Source organism: Porphyrobacter sp. ULC335 (assembly GCF_025917005.1).
Lineage (GTDB): Bacteria > Pseudomonadota > Alphaproteobacteria > Sphingomonadales > Sphingomonadaceae > Erythrobacter.
In genome coordinates, this window is record NZ_CP078091.1 from 708,359 (window position 1) to 723,578 (window position 15,220).

Consider the following 15,220-nt stretch of genomic DNA (forward strand, 5'->3'; position numbering starts at 1 on the left):
AACGAGCATTACTGGCTGTCCTTTTCCTGCGCAGCGGCGGCAGCGGCGCTCGCATCGGTGCGGGCCTTGACCACGCTTGCATCGCGCATTTCGATCACCAGGCCCTTGGGCCTGTTCGCTTCGTAAGTATCTGTCGCCGCAGCGGCTCCGGCCATGCGCGAGGTGAATTGCTGATCGAGATCGCGACCGCGCGCGACGTGGATATTGCCGATATTCTCGAACAGCTGGTTCACCTGCTCGGGGCTGAGCGTGGTCTTGGCGCCGGCCAGCACTTCATTGGACTGCGCGATGGCCTCGGCGCGCACTGCGGCGCAGCGGGTCAAGTCGGCGGCGTGCTGCGCTTCGAGATCGGCCTTGCCCGCAATCAGCCGGTTGGTGACGGCGAGGCAACGACGGTAATCGGCCACATGCGGCTGGATCAGGCGCGGATATTCGACCGTCCAGGTTTCCGGATTGTCGTTCTTGATGGCGACGGCGGTTTCGCCGGCGGCCTGCAGTGCGAGCAAGGGGGCAAGAAGGGTGATTGCGATCACGGTTTGCGGCTCCGGGGCTTGTCGTTGCGGTCGTTGCGATCATCGCCCCGAGAACTGGGGCGCGGTTTTGGTCGGTCGTAGCTCTGCTTGGGATTGGCCGCCTTGTGGGCGCGGGCGGCGGCTCTGCGTTCCTCGATCCGGTCGCGCATTACCTGCGTGAGCTGCTTGAGCACCGCGTCGATATCGCCGAGAATATCGGCGGCCGCGATCCGCATCACCTTGATGCCGACGCTCTCAAGGCTCTTGTCGCGCCGTTTGACCAGCGCATCGTTCTGCCCCTCCTCGTCAATCGCGAGCGCGAGGCCGAGATTGTGGCAGTTGAAATCTACAATCGCGCTGCCGACCACGGCGAAGCGCTTGAAGGTGTAGCGGCCGAGATCAGCCTTGCTGAACTTCTCGGCCAGCGCCTTGTGCGCCTCGGACGAATGGCGCCGCATCTCGCGCGCCTGTTCGTGCAGCGCATCGAGCCGCGAATCCGAAATCTCCCACCCGCGGCCCTTCTTCTTGAGCGCGGGGGCTTCGGCGGTGGCAGCCTCGGGGTTGAGGGCGAGGGTTTTGCGAGGGGTCATTGGGTCTCGTTCTCTCGCGCTGCGATGGCCGCGCGGCGCTGCTTTTCAGCTTTGTCGATCAGGCCTTCCAGCCGGGCGGTATTCCTGCGCGCCATCCACAGCGTGAAGCCGGACATGAAAAGATTGCCATCCGCCGTCAGGAGTTCGCGAAGCCGCGCGATTTCGTTGATCGCATCTTCGACGACCGGTCGCGCCTCAAGGAAAGTCGCAATCGATATGTCGGTCGGAGGAACTCCGGTGGCATCGCAGCCGGCAGCGACCCGGTCGCGCAGCGCACCGAGGCGGGCCTGCAAGGCTTCGACCTCCGCCAGTTTCTGTTCGTTCTTGCCGGTCACGCGACACACCCCTGGCGCGAAATTGCAAACAGCCTCTGCGCCGAGCTGGCAGCGCGGCGCAATTCGCGCGCCTGTTCGTGCAGCGCATCGAGCCGCTTGTCCGAAATCTCCCACCCGCGGCCCTTCTTCTTGAGCGCGGGGGCTTCGGTGGCGGCGGCCTCGGGATTGAGGGCGAGGGTTTTGCGTTCAGTCATACCGCAGCCTCGTCCGATAACTTGTTGAAAGGCGATAGCAATTCTTCAAAATCGCAGGAGGGAACGGCTTGGATGCCAACGCTTTGCAGCTTTTGGAGGAGCACTTTCACCGGAATGGCAAATTCAGCTTCATTCACCCCATCGCGTGCAGGGAAAACTTCGAGATGGAACTTCCAATTAATCCAGTTGGAATAATCTCTCGCTTCAATCGGTGTCCAGTCGCCATCATTAACGACGCACACATCGAGCTCATCATCTACAAAGTGCCCAAGCGGATCGTCCAAGCCCATGAGCTTTCCCACGGCCTGTTCAATTGTTTCTGCGGGACCGCGATGATCCAGATAAACCCGACAAAACGGACTTTCGTCGATGCTCATCACCCCACGCTCCCCTCAAGCGAAATCGCCAGCAGCTTCTGCGCTTCGACGGCAAACTCCATCGGCAGCTCTTTCAGCACGTCCTTGGCAAAGCCGTTGACGATCAGCGCCACGGCTTCCTCTTCGCCAAGCCCGCGCTGCATCGCGTAGAACAGCTGTTCGTCGCTGATCTTGCTGGTAGTCGCCTCATGCTCGATCTGCGCGCTGGGGTTCTTCACCTCGATATAGGGCACGGTGTGCGCGCCGCATTGATCACCGAGCAGCAGGCTGTCGCACTGGGTGAAGTTCCTCACCCCGCTCGCCGTCGGCCCGACGCGGACGAGGCCGCGATAGGTGTTGTTCGACCTGCCCGCCGAAATCCCCTTGGAGATGATCGTCGAGCGGCTGTTCTTGCCGTTGTGGATCATCTTGGTGCCGGTGTCGGCCTGCTGGTAATTGTTGGTGACCGCGACCGAGTAGAACTCGCCCACGCTATCCTCGCCGTTGAGCACGCAGGAGGGATATTTCCACGTCACCGCAGAGCCGGTTTCGACCTGCGTCCAGCTGACCTTGGAGCGGTCCCCCTGGCACAGCGCGCGCTTGGTGACGAAGTTGTAAATGCCGCCCTTGCCCTCGGCATTGCCGGGGTACCAGTTCTGCACGGTCGAATATTTGATCTCGGCATCGTCCATCGCGACCAGTTCGACCACCGCAGCGTGGAGCTGGTTTTCATCGCGCATCGGGGCGGTGCAGCCTTCGAGGTAGCTGACGTAGCTGCCTTTTTCCGCGATGATCAGCGTGCGTTCGAACTGGCCGGTGTTTTCGGCATTGATGCGGAAATAGGTCGAAAGCTCCATCGGGCAGCGCACGCCTTCGGGAATGTAGACGAAGGTGCCGTCGGAAAAGACCGCGCAGTTCAGCGCCGCGAAGTAGTTGTCGCGCACCGGCACGACCTTGCCGAGCCACTTCTTCACCAGATCGGGATATTCGCGGATTGCCTCGGAGATCGAGAGGAAGATCACGCCCGCGCGCAGCAGTTCGGCACGGAAGCTGGTGGCGACGCTGACAGAATCGAACACCGCATCCACCGCGACCTTCTTCGCGCCCTTCACCCCGGCGAGCACTTCCTGCTCGCCCAAGGGGATGCCAAGTTTGTCGTAGATCCGCTTGATCTCGGGATCGAGGTCTTCGAGGCTGTCTAGCTCGATCTTCTTCTTGGGCGCGGCGTAGTAATAGGCGTCCTGATAATCGATCTTGGGGTAGCCGACCTTGGCCCAATCGGGCTCCTCCATGGTCTGCCACAGGCGGAAGGCCTTCAGCCGCCAGTCGAGCATCCATTCGGGCTCGTTCTTCTTCGCGCTGATGAAGCGGACCGTGTCTTCGGTGAGACCCTTCTCGGCAAATTCGGTCTCGATGTCCGATGACCAGCCATGCTCGTAATCGGCGACCTTGGCCGCGGCTTCGCGGGCTTCGCGGTCTTGCACTTCGAGTTGATCGCTCATGCCAGATGTTCCTCGATAATGGGGGTCGCGCCACTTAAGGGTAGTGGGGCGACCGGTCCGCGCAGCTGGGCAAGGGTGATGCCAGCCAGCGCGCCGCGCAGGGCGTTGTTGATGATCGGCCAGTGCGGCTTCATGTTGCAGCCGGTTTCGAAATCGCACGGCGTATGGTCGACGCAGGCGGTGAGTGCGATGCGGCCTTCGATCGCCTCGACGATGTCCGCGACCGTGATCGCCGCTGCCGGGCGGCCAAGCTGCAATCCGCCATGCGCACCCCGGACGGAGCGGAGCAGGCCCGCAGCCGTCAGCTTGGACACCAGCTTCTGCACCGTCGGCACCGGAAGTCCCGTTTCCGCTGCCAGTTCGGCCGCGCTGACCCGGCCGTTGCCGCAATGGAGCGCGGCCTGGCACATCGTGATGACGGCGTAATCGGCAAGGTTGGACAGGCGCATTTGCGAGCGGTTCTCAAATCGGACGGAATCGTTCCGAATTCGGAATTAGGAGCAAACTGCTCGCATTACAACCGCGAAAGCGGCTGGGTCTGCTGGCCAGGCTTATTCAACAAGGCACCCGCGTCACCATGCGCCGCCGGGTCCAGGATTTCGTTGACCAGAGAATCGGTGCGGAACTGCGTCGGCGTCCGCCCGGTGTAGCGGCGGATGTCGCGGATCAGGTGCGCCTGATCGAAATAGGTCGCCATAACCTGGGCGCGCAACTCCTGGCTGAGGCCGGGCTGCGCGAGCAACATCGCTGCTCGCAGCGCGCGGAACCGCTTCAGAACCTGCGCCGGGGCCACGCCGAAAAAGCGCCGGCAGATGCGCTGGAGCTGGCGCGGCGAGACGCTGACACTGGCATAAAGGTCGCTGATGGCGGGATCGAACCCGCTCCCCAGCCAGCGCAGGATCGCGTCCACCACGGCGGCATGATCGGGGCGAGGGGTGAAGGGCCCGGCGGCAATCACCGCAGTCAGATGCGCACACAGATCCTCTGGCGCAATCTGTCCATCGCGGCAGGCAGCAACGGCGGCTTCCAGCGAAGCGATTTGTTCCGCGGTCAAAACGGTTTCAGCCGGGATCAGCTGGTCGTGCACCAGATCGGCCGGGAGATTGGCCAAGGCCTGCCAGCTCATGTGCGTAAGCGAGGCACCAACCTGCAGCACCGGGCCTTCCAGCACACAGGCAGCGCTGCGCATTTGCGGACCATTGATGGTTACGGTGGATGATTGCACCGTGGGCCCGTCGGCGAAGGTGAAGTGCACCGTGCCACGCACCATCAGGATCAGCTGCGCCGAATAAGCCGGGATCGATTCCTCAATCCGGCCACCTTCGGTTTCGATGATGTAGAACGTGTTCACCAGCCCCGCACTCTCTGCAGGCGGCGCGATCATCCTCGACTGAAATTGCAACGCCCTGCCCCGAAGGCCCCCTGCTCTGGTGCGTGCGACCGCTTGTCTTGTGACCTAATTGCGCAACAATGCAGGCGTTGTCGAGGGTTGTGTGCGTCAGAGGGGGGCGCAAAAAAGGGCGGCACTCCCGAAAGGGAACGCCGCCCCAGAAGTTGAGGAACTCTTTGCATCACTGCTCCGAGCCCTTCGGGTCGCGGGGAGCACATACCCGAGGAATCTTTTGCGGGATTGTATGCAAGCGACACGCAGTCATGCGGAGTGGAGCGCAGAGGATGCGCTCGACACGGGCCGCGCGCTGACTTAGGCGCGAATGCCATGCTGTTCCGCCTCATCAAGCCTGCGCTTTTCGCGCTCGATTCCGAAACCGGACACAGGCTGGCTATCCGCGGGCTTGCCGCCCTGCCTCCGCGTGCGCCTGCCAAGGCAGGGCCGCTGGCGATGGAGGTGGCCGGGCTCGTCTTTCCCAATCCGGTCGGGGTGGCAGCGGGGTTCGACAAGGACGCAGAGGTGCCCGACGCGTTGCTGGGCCTCGGCTTCGGCTTTACCGAAGTCGGCTCGATCACCCCGCTCCCGCAGGCCGGCAACCCCAAGCCGCGTCTGTTCCGGCTGGTCGAGGACGGGGCGGTCATCAATCGCATGGGGTTCAACAATGGCGGGGCCGATGCGGCGTTAGCGCGGCTGAAGGCGCGGGCAGGGCGATCAGGGATCGTCGGGGTCAATATCGGCGCGAACAAGGATTCGGCGGACCGTATCGCCGATTACGCGGTGATGGCGCGGGTAATGGCACCGGTGGCGAGCTATCTTTGCGTGAACATCTCCAGCCCGAATACTCCGGGCCTGCGCGCGCTTCAGGACGAGAGCGCCCTGACTGGCCTTCTCGATGCCGTAATCGCCGCGCGCGACGCGGTTGTTCCCGACTCCCCGCCCCCCGTGTTCCTCAAGGTCGCACCCGATCTCGAACCGGCGGACATCGACGCCATCGCGCGCATTGCAATCGACAAGCAGCTGGGCGGGCTGGTGGTTTCAAACACCACGATCAGCCGCCCGGCCTTGCGATCGCACCACGCGGGCGAGACGGGCGGGCTTTCGGGCGCGCCCTTGCGCGATCTGGCGACCCGGCGGCTGCGGGACTTCCGCAAGGCGACGGGCGGCGCGGTCCCTCTGGTCGGCGTGGGCGGTATCGCCACGGCGGAGCACGCCTGGAAGCGCATCCGGGCGGGCGCGAGCCTCGTCCAGCTCTACTCCGCGATGGTCTATGAAGGCCCCGGCCTCGGCGCGCAGATTGTGCGCGGGCTGGAGGCGCTGATGCAGCGCGACGGGTTCGCCAGCATTGCCGAAGCGGTGGGAAGCGAATAGCACCCGCGTCATGCGCATTTTCCCTGCCTTCTTCGCCCCGCTGGCGCTTGCCCTTTCGGCCTGTGCCACCAGCCAAACCACTGCCACCCTTGATCGGCCCGCCGTCACTGCGGGGGCAGTCAGCAGCGCCGACCCGCGCGCCACTGCGGCAGGCGAGGCGATTCTGGCGCAGGGTGGTTCGGCCGTCGATGCCGCGATCGCCGTGATGCTGGCGCTGACCGTGGTCGAGCCGCAGAGTTCGGGCATTGGCGGCGGTGGTTTCATGGTGCGTGCCGACGGCAGTGACGGAATGCTCGTCACTTACGACGGGCGCGAGACCGCACCTGCCGCCGCCACGCCGACCCGTTTCCTTGATGCGAGTGGCAAGGTGCTCGGGCGCGATCAGCGCGTGTTTTCGGGCCTCAGCGTCGGGGTTCCGGGCAATGTCGCGCTCGCTGCCAAGGCCCATGCCGAACACGGCAAGCTGCCCTGGGCCAAGCTGTTCGAACCTGCCATCGCGCTGGCCGACAACGGCTTCGTGATGAACCGCCGGCTTTACGAATCGCTCGCCGGAAACAAGGGCCGTGCGGACAAGAGCGCTGCCGCCAAGGCGGTGTTCTTCGGTGCTGACGGCGAACCGCTTGCCGTAGGATCGACCGTCAAGGTGCCAGCGCTCGCAGAGACTTTCCGCACGCTGGCCGCAGAAGGCCCGCAGGCGATGTATGACAGCGAGACCGCCGCGGCGCTCGCCGCCTATGTCGCGGGCGAAACGCCGCAGGACGGTCGCATGACCGCCGCCGATATCGAAGGCTACACCGCGAAGGAGCGCGAGGCTGTTTGCGCCCCCTACCGCACCTACCGCGTGTGCGGCATGGGCCCGCCGTCCTCTGGCGGGACAGCGGTCGCGCAGATGCTCGGCCAGCTTGAGCGCTTTGATCTCGCCGCGCTTGGCCCGCAAAGCCCGGTGTTCTGGCACCTGTTCATCGAAAGCCAGCGTCTCGCCTATGCCGACCGCGAGCTCTATTCGGGCGATGCGGATTTCGTCGAGGTACCGACCAGCGGGTTGGTCGAGCCAAGCTACATGGCCTCCCGTTCGGCGCTGATTTCGCCCGATACCACGATCGCCAAGCCTGAACCCGGTGTGCCCCCCGGTGCGCCGCTGGCGCGCGGGGACGGGCCCGAGGAGCCGGAAAACGGCACCACGCATTTCTCCGTCGTCGACAGGCAGGGCAACGCGGTCAGCTACACCTCCACCATCGAAGGCGCGTTCGGATCGGGACTGCACTGGCGCGGGTTCTACCTCAACAACGAGCTGACCGATTTCACCCTCACGCCCGAGGAGAACGGCAAGCCGGTCGCCAACCGGGTCGAGGGCGGCAAGCGCCCGCGTTCGTCGATGGCGCCGACCATTGTGTTCGACGCTTCGGGCAAGCCGGTGCTGGTGATCGGCGCCGCGGGCGGGCCCACCATTCCGGTAACGGTCGCCCGGGCGATCATCGGCGTGATCGATTTCCGGATGGGCGCACAGGAGGCGCTGGCGATGCCCTTCGCCATGTCCTTCGGTGACACGCTGCTGATCGAGGAAGGCAGTGCGTTGGCCGCAATGAAGGACCAGCTGACCGCGCTGGGTCACAAGTCCATCCGGATGGGGGCCGCGCCGATCAAGGCCAATGCGCTCGGTCGGCGGACAGACGGCACGTGGGAAGTCGCAACCGAGCCGCGTCTCGTCAGCGCCGTCACACCCTGAGCCGCTGCTTGGGGGTGACGCGCATCCCGATGCTTGCCGCTACGGATTTCACCTTCTAATCTGCGCCCCACACGCGGGTCGCGACTGAACCTGCGAATGATAACCTCGAAGGGATCAGGAGCCTTTGCCAGTGCATTCCCCCACCGTGCCTCACGCTGCCCGCGCCGTTGCCAACCCGGCTGACCACCAGCTGTTGCAGGACATCGACAACGCGCAGAACCTTGTGGAGATATTCCTCAAGCGCGCGGACGAGAAGGGCGATGCGCCGTTCCTCGGTCACAAGACGGGCGGGCAATGGGTCACGCAAAGCTGGCGATCGGCGGCCGAGCATGTGTGCCTGCTCGCCGAAGCCTTGCGCGCCATGGGGTTGGAGGACGGCGACCGCGTGGCGCTCGTCTCCGAAAACCGGCCCGAGTGGTGCATCGCAGACCTCGCGATCATGGCTGCGGGCTGCATCACCGTTCCCACTTACACCACCAACACCCGCCGCGATCACGCGCACATCCTCGACAATTCAGGCGCACGTGCGGCAATTGTCTCGACCGAGAAGCTGCTCGCCCCGGTCGTCGGCGCGATCGGGCAGACGGGGCTGGTCGAGCATGTCATCGGCATCGACGATCTCAAGCGCCAGCAATCGGGCAGCTTCGAATATCACGCCTGGGCCGCGCTCATCACCGGTGACGCGGTGGCAGCGCGCGCGGCGGTGGATGACCGTATTTCTCGTATCGAGCGTTCGGAAACCGCATGCCTGATCTACACCAGTGGCACCGGCGGCGCGCCGCGGGGCGTGATGCAGCACCACGGCGCGATCCTGTGCAATGTTGCTGGTGCAGCCGAAGTGCTGATCGAGGATTTCGGCATCAAGGACGAACGTTTCCTGTCCTTCCTGCCGCTCAGCCACGCCTACGAGCATTCGGGCGGGCAATATCTCCCCATCGGCGTCGGTGCGGAGATCTTCTATTCCGAAGGGCTGGAAAAGCTCGCCTCGAACATCGAGGAAACCCGCCCCACTATTATGGTCGTGGTCCCGCGCCTGTTCGAAGTGCTGCGCACCCGCATCATGAAGCAGGTCGAAAAGCAGGGCAAAGTCGCCAACTACATGATGGACGCGGCGCTGAAGATCGCGGGCAATAGCAAGGACGGCAAGAAACGCCTGCGCGATCGTCCGCTCGATTTCCTTGTCGAGAAGACCCTGCGCCCCAAGATCCGCCAGAAGTTCGGCGGACGGATCAAGGCGATGGTTTCGGGCGGCGCGCCGCTCAATCCCGAAGTCGGCAATTTCTTCGACGCGATGGGGCTGACCATGCTGCAAGGCTATGGCCAGACCGAGGCTGGGCCGGTGATCAGCTGCAACCGCCCCAAGGTCGGTCTCAAGATGGACACTGTCGGCCCGCCGCTGCGCGGGGTCGAAGTGAAGATCGCCGAGGATGGCGAACTCCTCGTGCGGGGCGAGTTGGTGATGCACGGTTACTGGCGCAACGACGCCGAAACCGCGCGCACCTTGCAGGACGGCTGGCTCCACACCGGCGACATCGGGCACTTCGACAACAAGGGCCGGATCAAGATCACTGACCGCAAGAAGGACATGATCGTCAACGACAAGGGCGACAATATTGCCCCCCAGAAGGTTGAAGGCATGCTGACCCTCCAGCCCGAAATCGCGCAGGCGATGGTGAGCGGGGACAAGCGGCCTTACGTCGTCGGCCTGATCGTCCCCGATGCCGAATGGGCGCTGGAATGGGCGCGGGCCAATGGCGAGAAGTTCGACCTGAAGGCCTTGCAGGAGCTCCCTGCCTTCAAGAACGCGGTGCGCGCTGCGGTTGACCGGACCAATGCCGATCTCTCGGTGATCGAAAAGGTCCGCCAGTTCGCCTTCGCCGACGAGGCGTTCAGCATCGAGAACGAGGAAATGACCCCGAGCATGAAGATCCGCCGCCACAAGATCCGCGAGCGGTATCAGGAGCGGATCGACGGGTTGTATCGGGGCTGACGCAGGCTGGTCAGACAACGCATGGTGACCGCTGGTGCGCCGGGATAAGCCTTATGGCAGCGGTGCAAGGAGGCGGCGGCATGAGATTTCTGGTCACGGCAATGGCAGCCACGCTCGCGGTGTGTAGCGTGTTTGCGGCCCCGGTGCGGGCCGAAACTCCGCCGTCTGCCGCCCAGCCTGCCCCATGGATAGCGCCCGATTTCGCGGTGCCGACGCTGATTGAGGGGCCGGGGTTCAAGCTGGTGCCGCTAGGCCCTGCGCTGGTCGAGATCGACTATCGCGCCTACATGACGTCGATCGCTCACTTGCAGGCCACCTTCACGCGCAGCACAAGTTGGCCGCACGCGGGGCTCACCCTCGCTGACGCGATGGTCGACATGGAGACCGAAGCCGGCCGGTTCGAACGGCGCGAATCCTTTGCCTATGCCGTGCTCACCCCCGACGGCCTGCGCGAACGCGGCTGCATCTATGTCTATCCCAGCAAGGTGCCGGGCTATGATGCGCAAGTGCAGCTGTGGGTGACGGCGGCCGAATACGAAGCGGGCTTTGATGCCGAGCTTTACGCCTGGGCAAAGGACTGGATTGCCCGCGACTGGCCTTTCGCCAAGATTGCCTACCCCGGCCGCGCGATCCCGTGGGAGGAGTGGGATGCGGCGGTTCGCAAGAGCAAGGCCAGCTGAAGGGGGGCGGCCCCTCCCGCGATACCCGAAAAATTCGGGGTGGCCGGGTTTGGCCCCTGCGCCTAATCCTCCTCCATGGCCTCAAGTCTCGATGTGCTGACCGACAAGGAAAAGGATGCGCTGCGGCTGCTGCTGCGCGGGCATGATGCCAAATCCTCGGCGCGGGAGCTCGGGCTGTCGGTGCACACCGTGAACGATCGGCTGCGCGATGCGCGGCGCAAGCTTGGCGTCACCAGCAGCCGCGAGGCGGCGCGGCGCTTGCTGGCGGAGGAAGGAGGCGCCCCCGAAACGCTGGGGGACAAGGATTTGGGGGATGCGGCCGAGCGGGGCGACGGGGCAGACGGCTCGGCATCCGCCACCCGGCGGTGGGCAGGGCGCGGCCTTGCTCTGTCAGCCATCGGAGTGCTTGCCATGTCCCTGCTTATCGCCGCCGTGTTCCTTCCGGCCTCGCCGCTGCCAGTGTTGGCTCCCGCCACGCCGGTGCTATCCGCCGCCGCCGCCGCCGAGCCGACCGAAGCCGCCGCCGCGCAGGCTGCGGAGAACTTCCTGAAGCTGGTCGACGAAAGCCGCTGGGCCGACAGCTATGCCGCCACCGGAGGGCAGTTCCGGCAGCTCAACACACTGGAGCGGTGGACCGAAGTGTCCGAAAAGGTGCGCCCGCCGCTCGGCAAGCTGCTGACGCGCAACATCGTCGGCAACGAATTCGTCCCCGCTCCGCCCGAAGGCTACCGGCTGATCAAGTTCCGCTCGGCCTATGCGAGCGGCGCCACGCAGACCGAGAGCGTCTCGTTGGCGTGGGAGGATGGCGCATGGAAGGTGGCGGGGATCACGGTCGAGCAAGCGTGATGGGAGCGCGACCAGACACAGGCCTTCTCCGCCCGGCGGCCCTGCACCTGTTGCTGGGTGCAGCTTTGGCTGCCGGATCCCCGGCCCATGCCGAAACTGCCGAAGAGGAGCAGCCTGCAGACGGGCAGGCGCTTGAGCGGCTCGATGCCTACATCCGCGGTATCGAAGCGGGCGGCGATTTTTCGGGTGTGGTGCTGGTCGCACGCGATGGCACGATTGTGTTCGAGCGCGCCTATGGCCTGCGTGACGAGGCGTCCGGCGATCCGCTGCGGCCCGATACCCGCTTCGATCTCGCCTCCGCCGGCAAGATGTTCACCATCACGGCCGTGCTGCAACAGGTCGCCAAGGGCAGGATAACGCTCGACACCAGTCTGGGCGAAGTGCTGACCGATTATCCCAATGCGGCCATGCGCGCGGTGACGGTCCGGCAACTGCTGACCCATACCGCCGGAGGTGGCGAGGCGGACGCGATGTTCTATCCGGGCTCGCTACGCTGGGAAGGCCGACAGCCCGGCCTTGCCGATCTGGTCGCCTTGCACGGTGACCGGGCGCCTTCGTTCCCGCCGGGCAGTGAACAGGTCTATGGCAATCACGGTATGATCCTGCTGGGCCGCATGATCGAGGTCCTGTCGGGGCAGGATTACCGCAGCTATGTGGCGCAGAATGTCTTTGTCCCGGCCGGGATGGATGCCGCCCATGCTGACGAAGCCTGCAGGGTCGATAATCCCGCGCAGGCCGTCGCCTATGCCACGGTGGGTGACGAGCGCATGCCCAATTGCTTCGCCGTGCTGGACGGGGGATGGCCTGCTGGCGGTCAGTCCTTCAACGCGCGCGACATGCTGCGCTTTGTCATGGCGCTGCGCGGAGGGCGGCTGGGCGTCCCGGCTGCGCTGTTCCAGCAGGCAACCACCCCCCAGCGCAACGGTTTCGGCCTCGGCTTCTTCGCGACGGGCTACAGCGGGGAGTTCCTGCCGCGCGATCTGCGCTGGGGTCACGGCGGCAAGATCTACGGCCAGTGCGTCGATGTACGGACCTACGAGCGGACTGGAGAAACGATCATCACGCTCGGCAATAATGACAGCCCGGCCTGTTACCGTGTGGCGGATTTCCTTCACGTCGACTGGAAAGCTCGCCACAGCGGGGAGCCAACAACTCCGCCGGGCTGAAGCGCCTCACGCCGCGCCGAAGGTGCTGGGAATTGTGGTCGACTGACGCTCAGGCCGGACCGGGCGCGGCTTGCCATCGACGCACCATAAGGGCCCCGACCGTTATCTCGAGAAACGCCAGGCTGAGGGTCATCAGCAGCGCGGCGTGCTCTGGCGCGGCGAGGCTGACCGCGCCGGCAAGCACGAAGGCTCCGCCGAGAAGCGCGAAGGGGGTGCCCCCGTACATCACAGGGAAGGTCAGATAGCGCAGCCCCACACCTATCGCGACGATCGGGATCGCAGCAAAGGGTGTTGTGCCGAGCCGCAGCCACCCGATGTAGAACCCCGCCAGCAGGACCGGCACGGTTGCAATGGCGATCCACTCAAGCCGCTTTCCTGCGCCTGATGCAGGTGCCTTGAAGACGAACTTTGTCACCAATTGCGCCACCGGAGCGATGGCCAAGCCGCAGACAAACAAGGTGAAAAATGCCGCCCGCGGCCCTGCTGCGAAAAACGCGACAGTCGCCGCAAACCACGCGAGGCCCGATACCATCACCCCGGCCCCGCCATTGACATGGGCGCGCCGCAGGTCTGCCTGCGCTTCGGTCAAAGCCATTGGCTGCCCCCTTCCCCTCGCCTCAATACATGTGCTGGCCGCCGTTAATGCTCATGGTCGAGCCGGTCATGAAGCCGCCGTTCTCCGAAGTGAGGAAGGCCACCCCGCGGGCGATTTCCTCGGCCATGCCGAGGCGGCCGACAGGAATCTTGGCGACGATCTTTTCGAGCACCGCAGGTGGCACGGCGGCGACCATATCGGTGTCGATATAGCCCGGCGCGATGGCATTGACCGTCACCCCGAACTTCGCGCCTTCCTGCGCTAACGCCTTGGTAAAACCGTGAATTCCGCTCTTGGCGGCGGCGTAGTTGACCTGCCCGTATTGCCCAGCCTGCCCGTTGATCGAGCCGATGTTGACGATCCGCCCCCAGCCCCTTTCGCGCATGCCGGGGAAGGTGGCCTTGGCCATGTTGAAGCACCCGCCGAGGTTGATGCGCATGACATCGTTCCAGTCGTCGAAGCTCATCTTGTGCAAGGTGCCGTCGCGGGTGATGCCGGCGTTGTTGACGACGATATCGACCGGGCCGTGATCGGCTGCGACCTGCGCGCAGCCTGCCATGGTCGCCTCGTGGTCGCCGACGTCCCACCTGTAGGCAGGGATGCCCGTTTCCGCCGTGAAGGCGCGCGCCTTTTCCTCATTCCCGGCGTAATTTGCGATGACCGTGTGGCCCTGGCGCTGGAGGCGTTTGCAGATCGCCTCCCCGATTCCGCGCGTTCCTCCGGTGACGATGGCGACCCGGCCCATGGCATTCTCCCCTTGCTGCATTCCCGATATACCGCAGCAACCTAGCGATGCCGTAGCGTCAGGGAAAGCGGGGAATAGCTATGCGCGAATCGCCCGAGAACGGGGGTCTAGGCGGGGTCTAGCGGGGGTCTGGAGGGGGTCAAGCAGGGGTCTAGACCGGGCTGGAGGGGGTCTGAACCAACCCTAAGCGAGCCAGCAAACCCTCAGAACTTGATCTGCGTTCCCACGTAAACAGCCTGGCTGTCCTTGACCGAATTGGTCAGCGGATCGAGCCGTTCGCGTTCTTGTGAATAGCGCACGCCCGCCATCACGTTGAGGTTCTGCGAGAGGCGGAAGCTGCCGCCCACGCCCACCGTCTGCTGCCCGACCGAATCAAGCGTATTGGGCGAACGGCCGGCAATCTGGCGGTCTTCCAACTCGATCCGCGGCTGCAAGCGGCTCGGCTTGTCGGCGGCTTGCGGGGCCGAGGGCTTGAACTGTGACAGATCGGGGACGGCAAGATTGCGGACATTGGCCGACAGATCGACCGTCCGCGCAAAGCTTTGATAGCCGCGCGCCGAACCCAGCTGGAACTTGCTCGAATCGAGACCGGCAAAGCCCGCACCGCGGCCCGGAACGGCATCGAGCGCCTTGCGCACCGAAATCGCCCGGGCGGTATCGTCATCAACCCGCACCGCAACCGTGACCGTGCGCTTGCCGGTGATCGGCGGCGCGCTGGCGGGGGTGAAGTGAATGCCGCGCGCCCGCGCCTTGCCAGCGACACGTGCGGCGAGTTCGGGATCGACCGAAGCCGGAGTGAACATGCCGAGGCCGAGCGCTTCGAGCGAAGCGGCGGTCTGCACCGGAGCAACCTCGCCAGCCAGCGCCAGACCGGCGGTCGGCACAGCCAGCGACAGCGCACCGCCCGCCATGGCGTACAGCGCAAACAGCGGCAGCGAACGCTGCGCCTTTGCCGTGCTGTCTGCCTTGCGTGCCATTGCTCTGCCAGTATCCTCTTACATCGCCTGAGGCTTCGTCCCAAGCATGTGCGACCTTAACGCTGCCTGAGTCGCACCGCTATTCGTAAGTAGTGATAGGCACGCGCCCCCTGCTTGCAATGGCCTTGCCGCAGCATGACCGGATTCGCAGCCCACCTGTGGCTCCATGCACACATAAGCTTGCCTGGCCGGTGAAATTCAGGCTCCGTAAAGCCCGCAGCCGCTCTTGCGAGGGGACCCGACCTGCA

17 protein-coding genes are annotated in these 15,220 nt (G+C 64.7%); 6 read left to right on the forward strand and 11 right to left on the reverse strand.

The features are described 5' to 3' along the window. Window positions 1-8: 8 nt before the first annotated feature. From KVF90_RS03480 to KVF90_RS03515, 8 genes are all read right to left on the reverse strand, one after another. Window positions 9-533 carry a hypothetical protein gene (locus KVF90_RS03480; RefSeq protein ID WP_264393467.1) on the reverse strand — a complete coding sequence of 175 codons (525 nt, stop codon included), beginning with the start codon at window positions 531-533 and terminating at the stop codon, window positions 9-11. Then, on the reverse strand, window positions 530-1,102 hold the full coding sequence (locus tag KVF90_RS03485) for an endonuclease domain-containing protein (RefSeq protein ID WP_264393468.1): 573 nt from the start codon (window positions 1,100-1,102) through the stop codon (window positions 530-532). Before KVF90_RS03485 ends, KVF90_RS03480 begins: the two co-directional genes overlap by 4 nt. Further along, window positions 1,099-1,437: a hypothetical protein gene (locus KVF90_RS03490; RefSeq protein ID WP_264393469.1), complete on the reverse strand. Its 339-nt coding sequence runs from the start codon at window positions 1,435-1,437 to the stop codon at window positions 1,099-1,101. The genes KVF90_RS03485 and KVF90_RS03490 overlap by 4 nt, the downstream gene beginning before the upstream one ends. Then, window positions 1,434-1,631, reverse strand: a complete 198-nt coding sequence (locus tag KVF90_RS03495; protein ID WP_264393470.1) for a hypothetical protein — start codon at window positions 1,629-1,631, stop codon at window positions 1,434-1,436. The genes KVF90_RS03490 and KVF90_RS03495 overlap by 4 nt, the downstream gene beginning before the upstream one ends. After that, window positions 1,628-2,008 carry a hypothetical protein gene (locus KVF90_RS03500; RefSeq protein WP_264393471.1) on the reverse strand — a complete coding sequence of 127 codons (381 nt, stop codon included), beginning with the start codon at window positions 2,006-2,008 and terminating at the stop codon, window positions 1,628-1,630. Before KVF90_RS03500 ends, KVF90_RS03495 begins: the two co-directional genes overlap by 4 nt. After that, window positions 2,008-3,489 (reverse strand): Fe-S cluster assembly protein SufB, encoded by a 1,482-nt coding sequence (gene sufB / locus KVF90_RS03505; protein ID WP_264393472.1) that lies wholly within the window; start codon window positions 3,487-3,489, stop codon window positions 2,008-2,010. Before sufB ends, KVF90_RS03500 begins: the two co-directional genes overlap by 1 nt. Next, window positions 3,486-3,938, reverse strand: a complete 453-nt coding sequence (locus KVF90_RS03510; RefSeq protein WP_264393473.1) for an SUF system Fe-S cluster assembly regulator — start codon at window positions 3,936-3,938, stop codon at window positions 3,486-3,488. Before KVF90_RS03510 ends, sufB begins: the two co-directional genes overlap by 4 nt. A 65-nt stretch (window positions 3,939-4,003) precedes the next feature. Continuing rightward, window positions 4,004-4,873, reverse strand: a complete 870-nt coding sequence (locus tag KVF90_RS03515) for a helix-turn-helix domain-containing protein (protein WP_264393474.1) — start codon at window positions 4,871-4,873, stop codon at window positions 4,004-4,006. 333 nt (window positions 4,874-5,206) lie between these two features. Here KVF90_RS03515 and KVF90_RS03520 point away from each other — a divergent pair, with 333 nt between their 5' ends. The 6 genes from KVF90_RS03520 (at window position 5,207) to KVF90_RS03545 (ending at window position 12,655) form a co-directional block, all read left to right on the forward strand. Beyond that, window positions 5,207-6,247, forward strand: coding sequence for a quinone-dependent dihydroorotate dehydrogenase (locus tag KVF90_RS03520; RefSeq protein ID WP_264393475.1), 1,041 nt, complete (start codon window positions 5,207-5,209; stop codon window positions 6,245-6,247). Between the two features lie 10 nt (window positions 6,248-6,257). After that, a complete protein-coding gene (ggt, locus tag KVF90_RS03525) occupies window positions 6,258-7,973 on the forward strand; it encodes a gamma-glutamyltransferase (protein WP_264393476.1) in 1,716 nt (571 codons plus the stop codon). 190 nt (window positions 7,974-8,163) lie between these two features. Beyond that, the gene (locus KVF90_RS03530) at window positions 8,164-9,963 is read left to right on the forward strand and encodes an AMP-dependent synthetase/ligase (protein ID WP_264394648.1); all 1,800 of its coding nucleotides are present in this window, start codon (window positions 8,164-8,166) and stop codon (window positions 9,961-9,963) included. Between the two features lie 80 nt (window positions 9,964-10,043). Next, window positions 10,044-10,643 (forward strand): twin-arginine translocation pathway signal protein, encoded by a 600-nt coding sequence (locus KVF90_RS03535; RefSeq protein ID WP_264393477.1) that lies wholly within the window; start codon window positions 10,044-10,046, stop codon window positions 10,641-10,643. Window positions 10,644-10,718: 75 nt separating this feature from the next. Next, complete coding sequence (locus KVF90_RS03540; RefSeq protein WP_264393478.1) at window positions 10,719-11,489, forward strand: helix-turn-helix domain-containing protein; 771 nt, start codon at window positions 10,719-10,721, stop codon at window positions 11,487-11,489. Between the two features lie 65 nt (window positions 11,490-11,554). Beyond that, the gene (locus tag KVF90_RS03545; protein WP_264393479.1) at window positions 11,555-12,655 is read left to right on the forward strand and encodes a serine hydrolase domain-containing protein; all 1,101 of its coding nucleotides are present in this window, start codon (window positions 11,555-11,557) and stop codon (window positions 12,653-12,655) included. A 49-nt stretch (window positions 12,656-12,704) separates the two neighbouring features. Here KVF90_RS03545 and KVF90_RS03550 read toward each other — a convergent pair whose 3' ends face one another. The 3 genes from KVF90_RS03550 to KVF90_RS03560 form a co-directional block, all read right to left on the reverse strand. Next, window positions 12,705-13,250, reverse strand: coding sequence for a DUF7010 family protein (locus tag KVF90_RS03550; protein WP_264393480.1), 546 nt, complete (start codon window positions 13,248-13,250; stop codon window positions 12,705-12,707). A gap of 22 nt (window positions 13,251-13,272) precedes the next feature. After that, window positions 13,273-13,995 (reverse strand): acetoacetyl-CoA reductase, encoded by a 723-nt coding sequence (phbB, locus tag KVF90_RS03555; protein WP_264393481.1) that lies wholly within the window; start codon window positions 13,993-13,995, stop codon window positions 13,273-13,275. 203 nt (window positions 13,996-14,198) lie between these two features. Further along, complete coding sequence (locus tag KVF90_RS03560) at window positions 14,199-14,972, reverse strand: hypothetical protein (protein ID WP_264393482.1); 774 nt, start codon at window positions 14,970-14,972, stop codon at window positions 14,199-14,201. Window positions 14,973-15,220 lie beyond the last annotated feature (248 nt).

Bases quoted from the DNA above. Each gene is read 5' to 3' on its own strand.
- ggt (WP_264393476.1), top strand. From the start codon at position 6,258: ATGCGCATTTTCCCTGCCTTCTTCGCCCCGCTGGCGCTTGCCCTTTCG.
- KVF90_RS03540 (WP_264393478.1), top strand. From the start codon at position 10,719: ATGGCCTCAAGTCTCGATGTGCTGACCGACAAGGAAAAGGATGCGCTG.
- KVF90_RS03510 (WP_264393473.1), bottom strand. From the start codon at position 3,938: ATGCGCCTGTCCAACCTTGCCGATTACGCCGTCATCACGATGTGCCAG.
- KVF90_RS03520 (WP_264393475.1), top strand. From the start codon at position 5,207: ATGCTGTTCCGCCTCATCAAGCCTGCGCTTTTCGCGCTCGATTCCGAA.
- sufB (WP_264393472.1), bottom strand. From the start codon at position 3,489: ATGAGCGATCAACTCGAAGTGCAAGACCGCGAAGCCCGCGAAGCCGCG.
- KVF90_RS03535 (WP_264393477.1), top strand. From the start codon at position 10,044: ATGAGATTTCTGGTCACGGCAATGGCAGCCACGCTCGCGGTGTGTAGC.
- KVF90_RS03560 (WP_264393482.1), bottom strand. From the start codon at position 14,972: ATGGCACGCAAGGCAGACAGCACGGCAAAGGCGCAGCGTTCGCTGCCG.
- KVF90_RS03550 (WP_264393480.1), bottom strand. From the start codon at position 13,250: ATGGCTTTGACCGAAGCGCAGGCAGACCTGCGGCGCGCCCATGTCAAT.
- KVF90_RS03495 (WP_264393470.1), bottom strand. From the start codon at position 1,631: ATGACTGAACGCAAAACCCTCGCCCTCAATCCCGAGGCCGCCGCCACC.
- KVF90_RS03485 (WP_264393468.1), bottom strand. From the start codon at position 1,102: ATGACCCCTCGCAAAACCCTCGCCCTCAACCCCGAGGCTGCCACCGCC.
- KVF90_RS03515 (WP_264393474.1), bottom strand. From the start codon at position 4,873: ATGATCGCGCCGCCTGCAGAGAGTGCGGGGCTGGTGAACACGTTCTAC.
- KVF90_RS03500 (WP_264393471.1), bottom strand. From the start codon at position 2,008: ATGAGCATCGACGAAAGTCCGTTTTGTCGGGTTTATCTGGATCATCGC.
- phbB (WP_264393481.1), bottom strand. From the start codon at position 13,995: ATGGGCCGGGTCGCCATCGTCACCGGAGGAACGCGCGGAATCGGGGAG.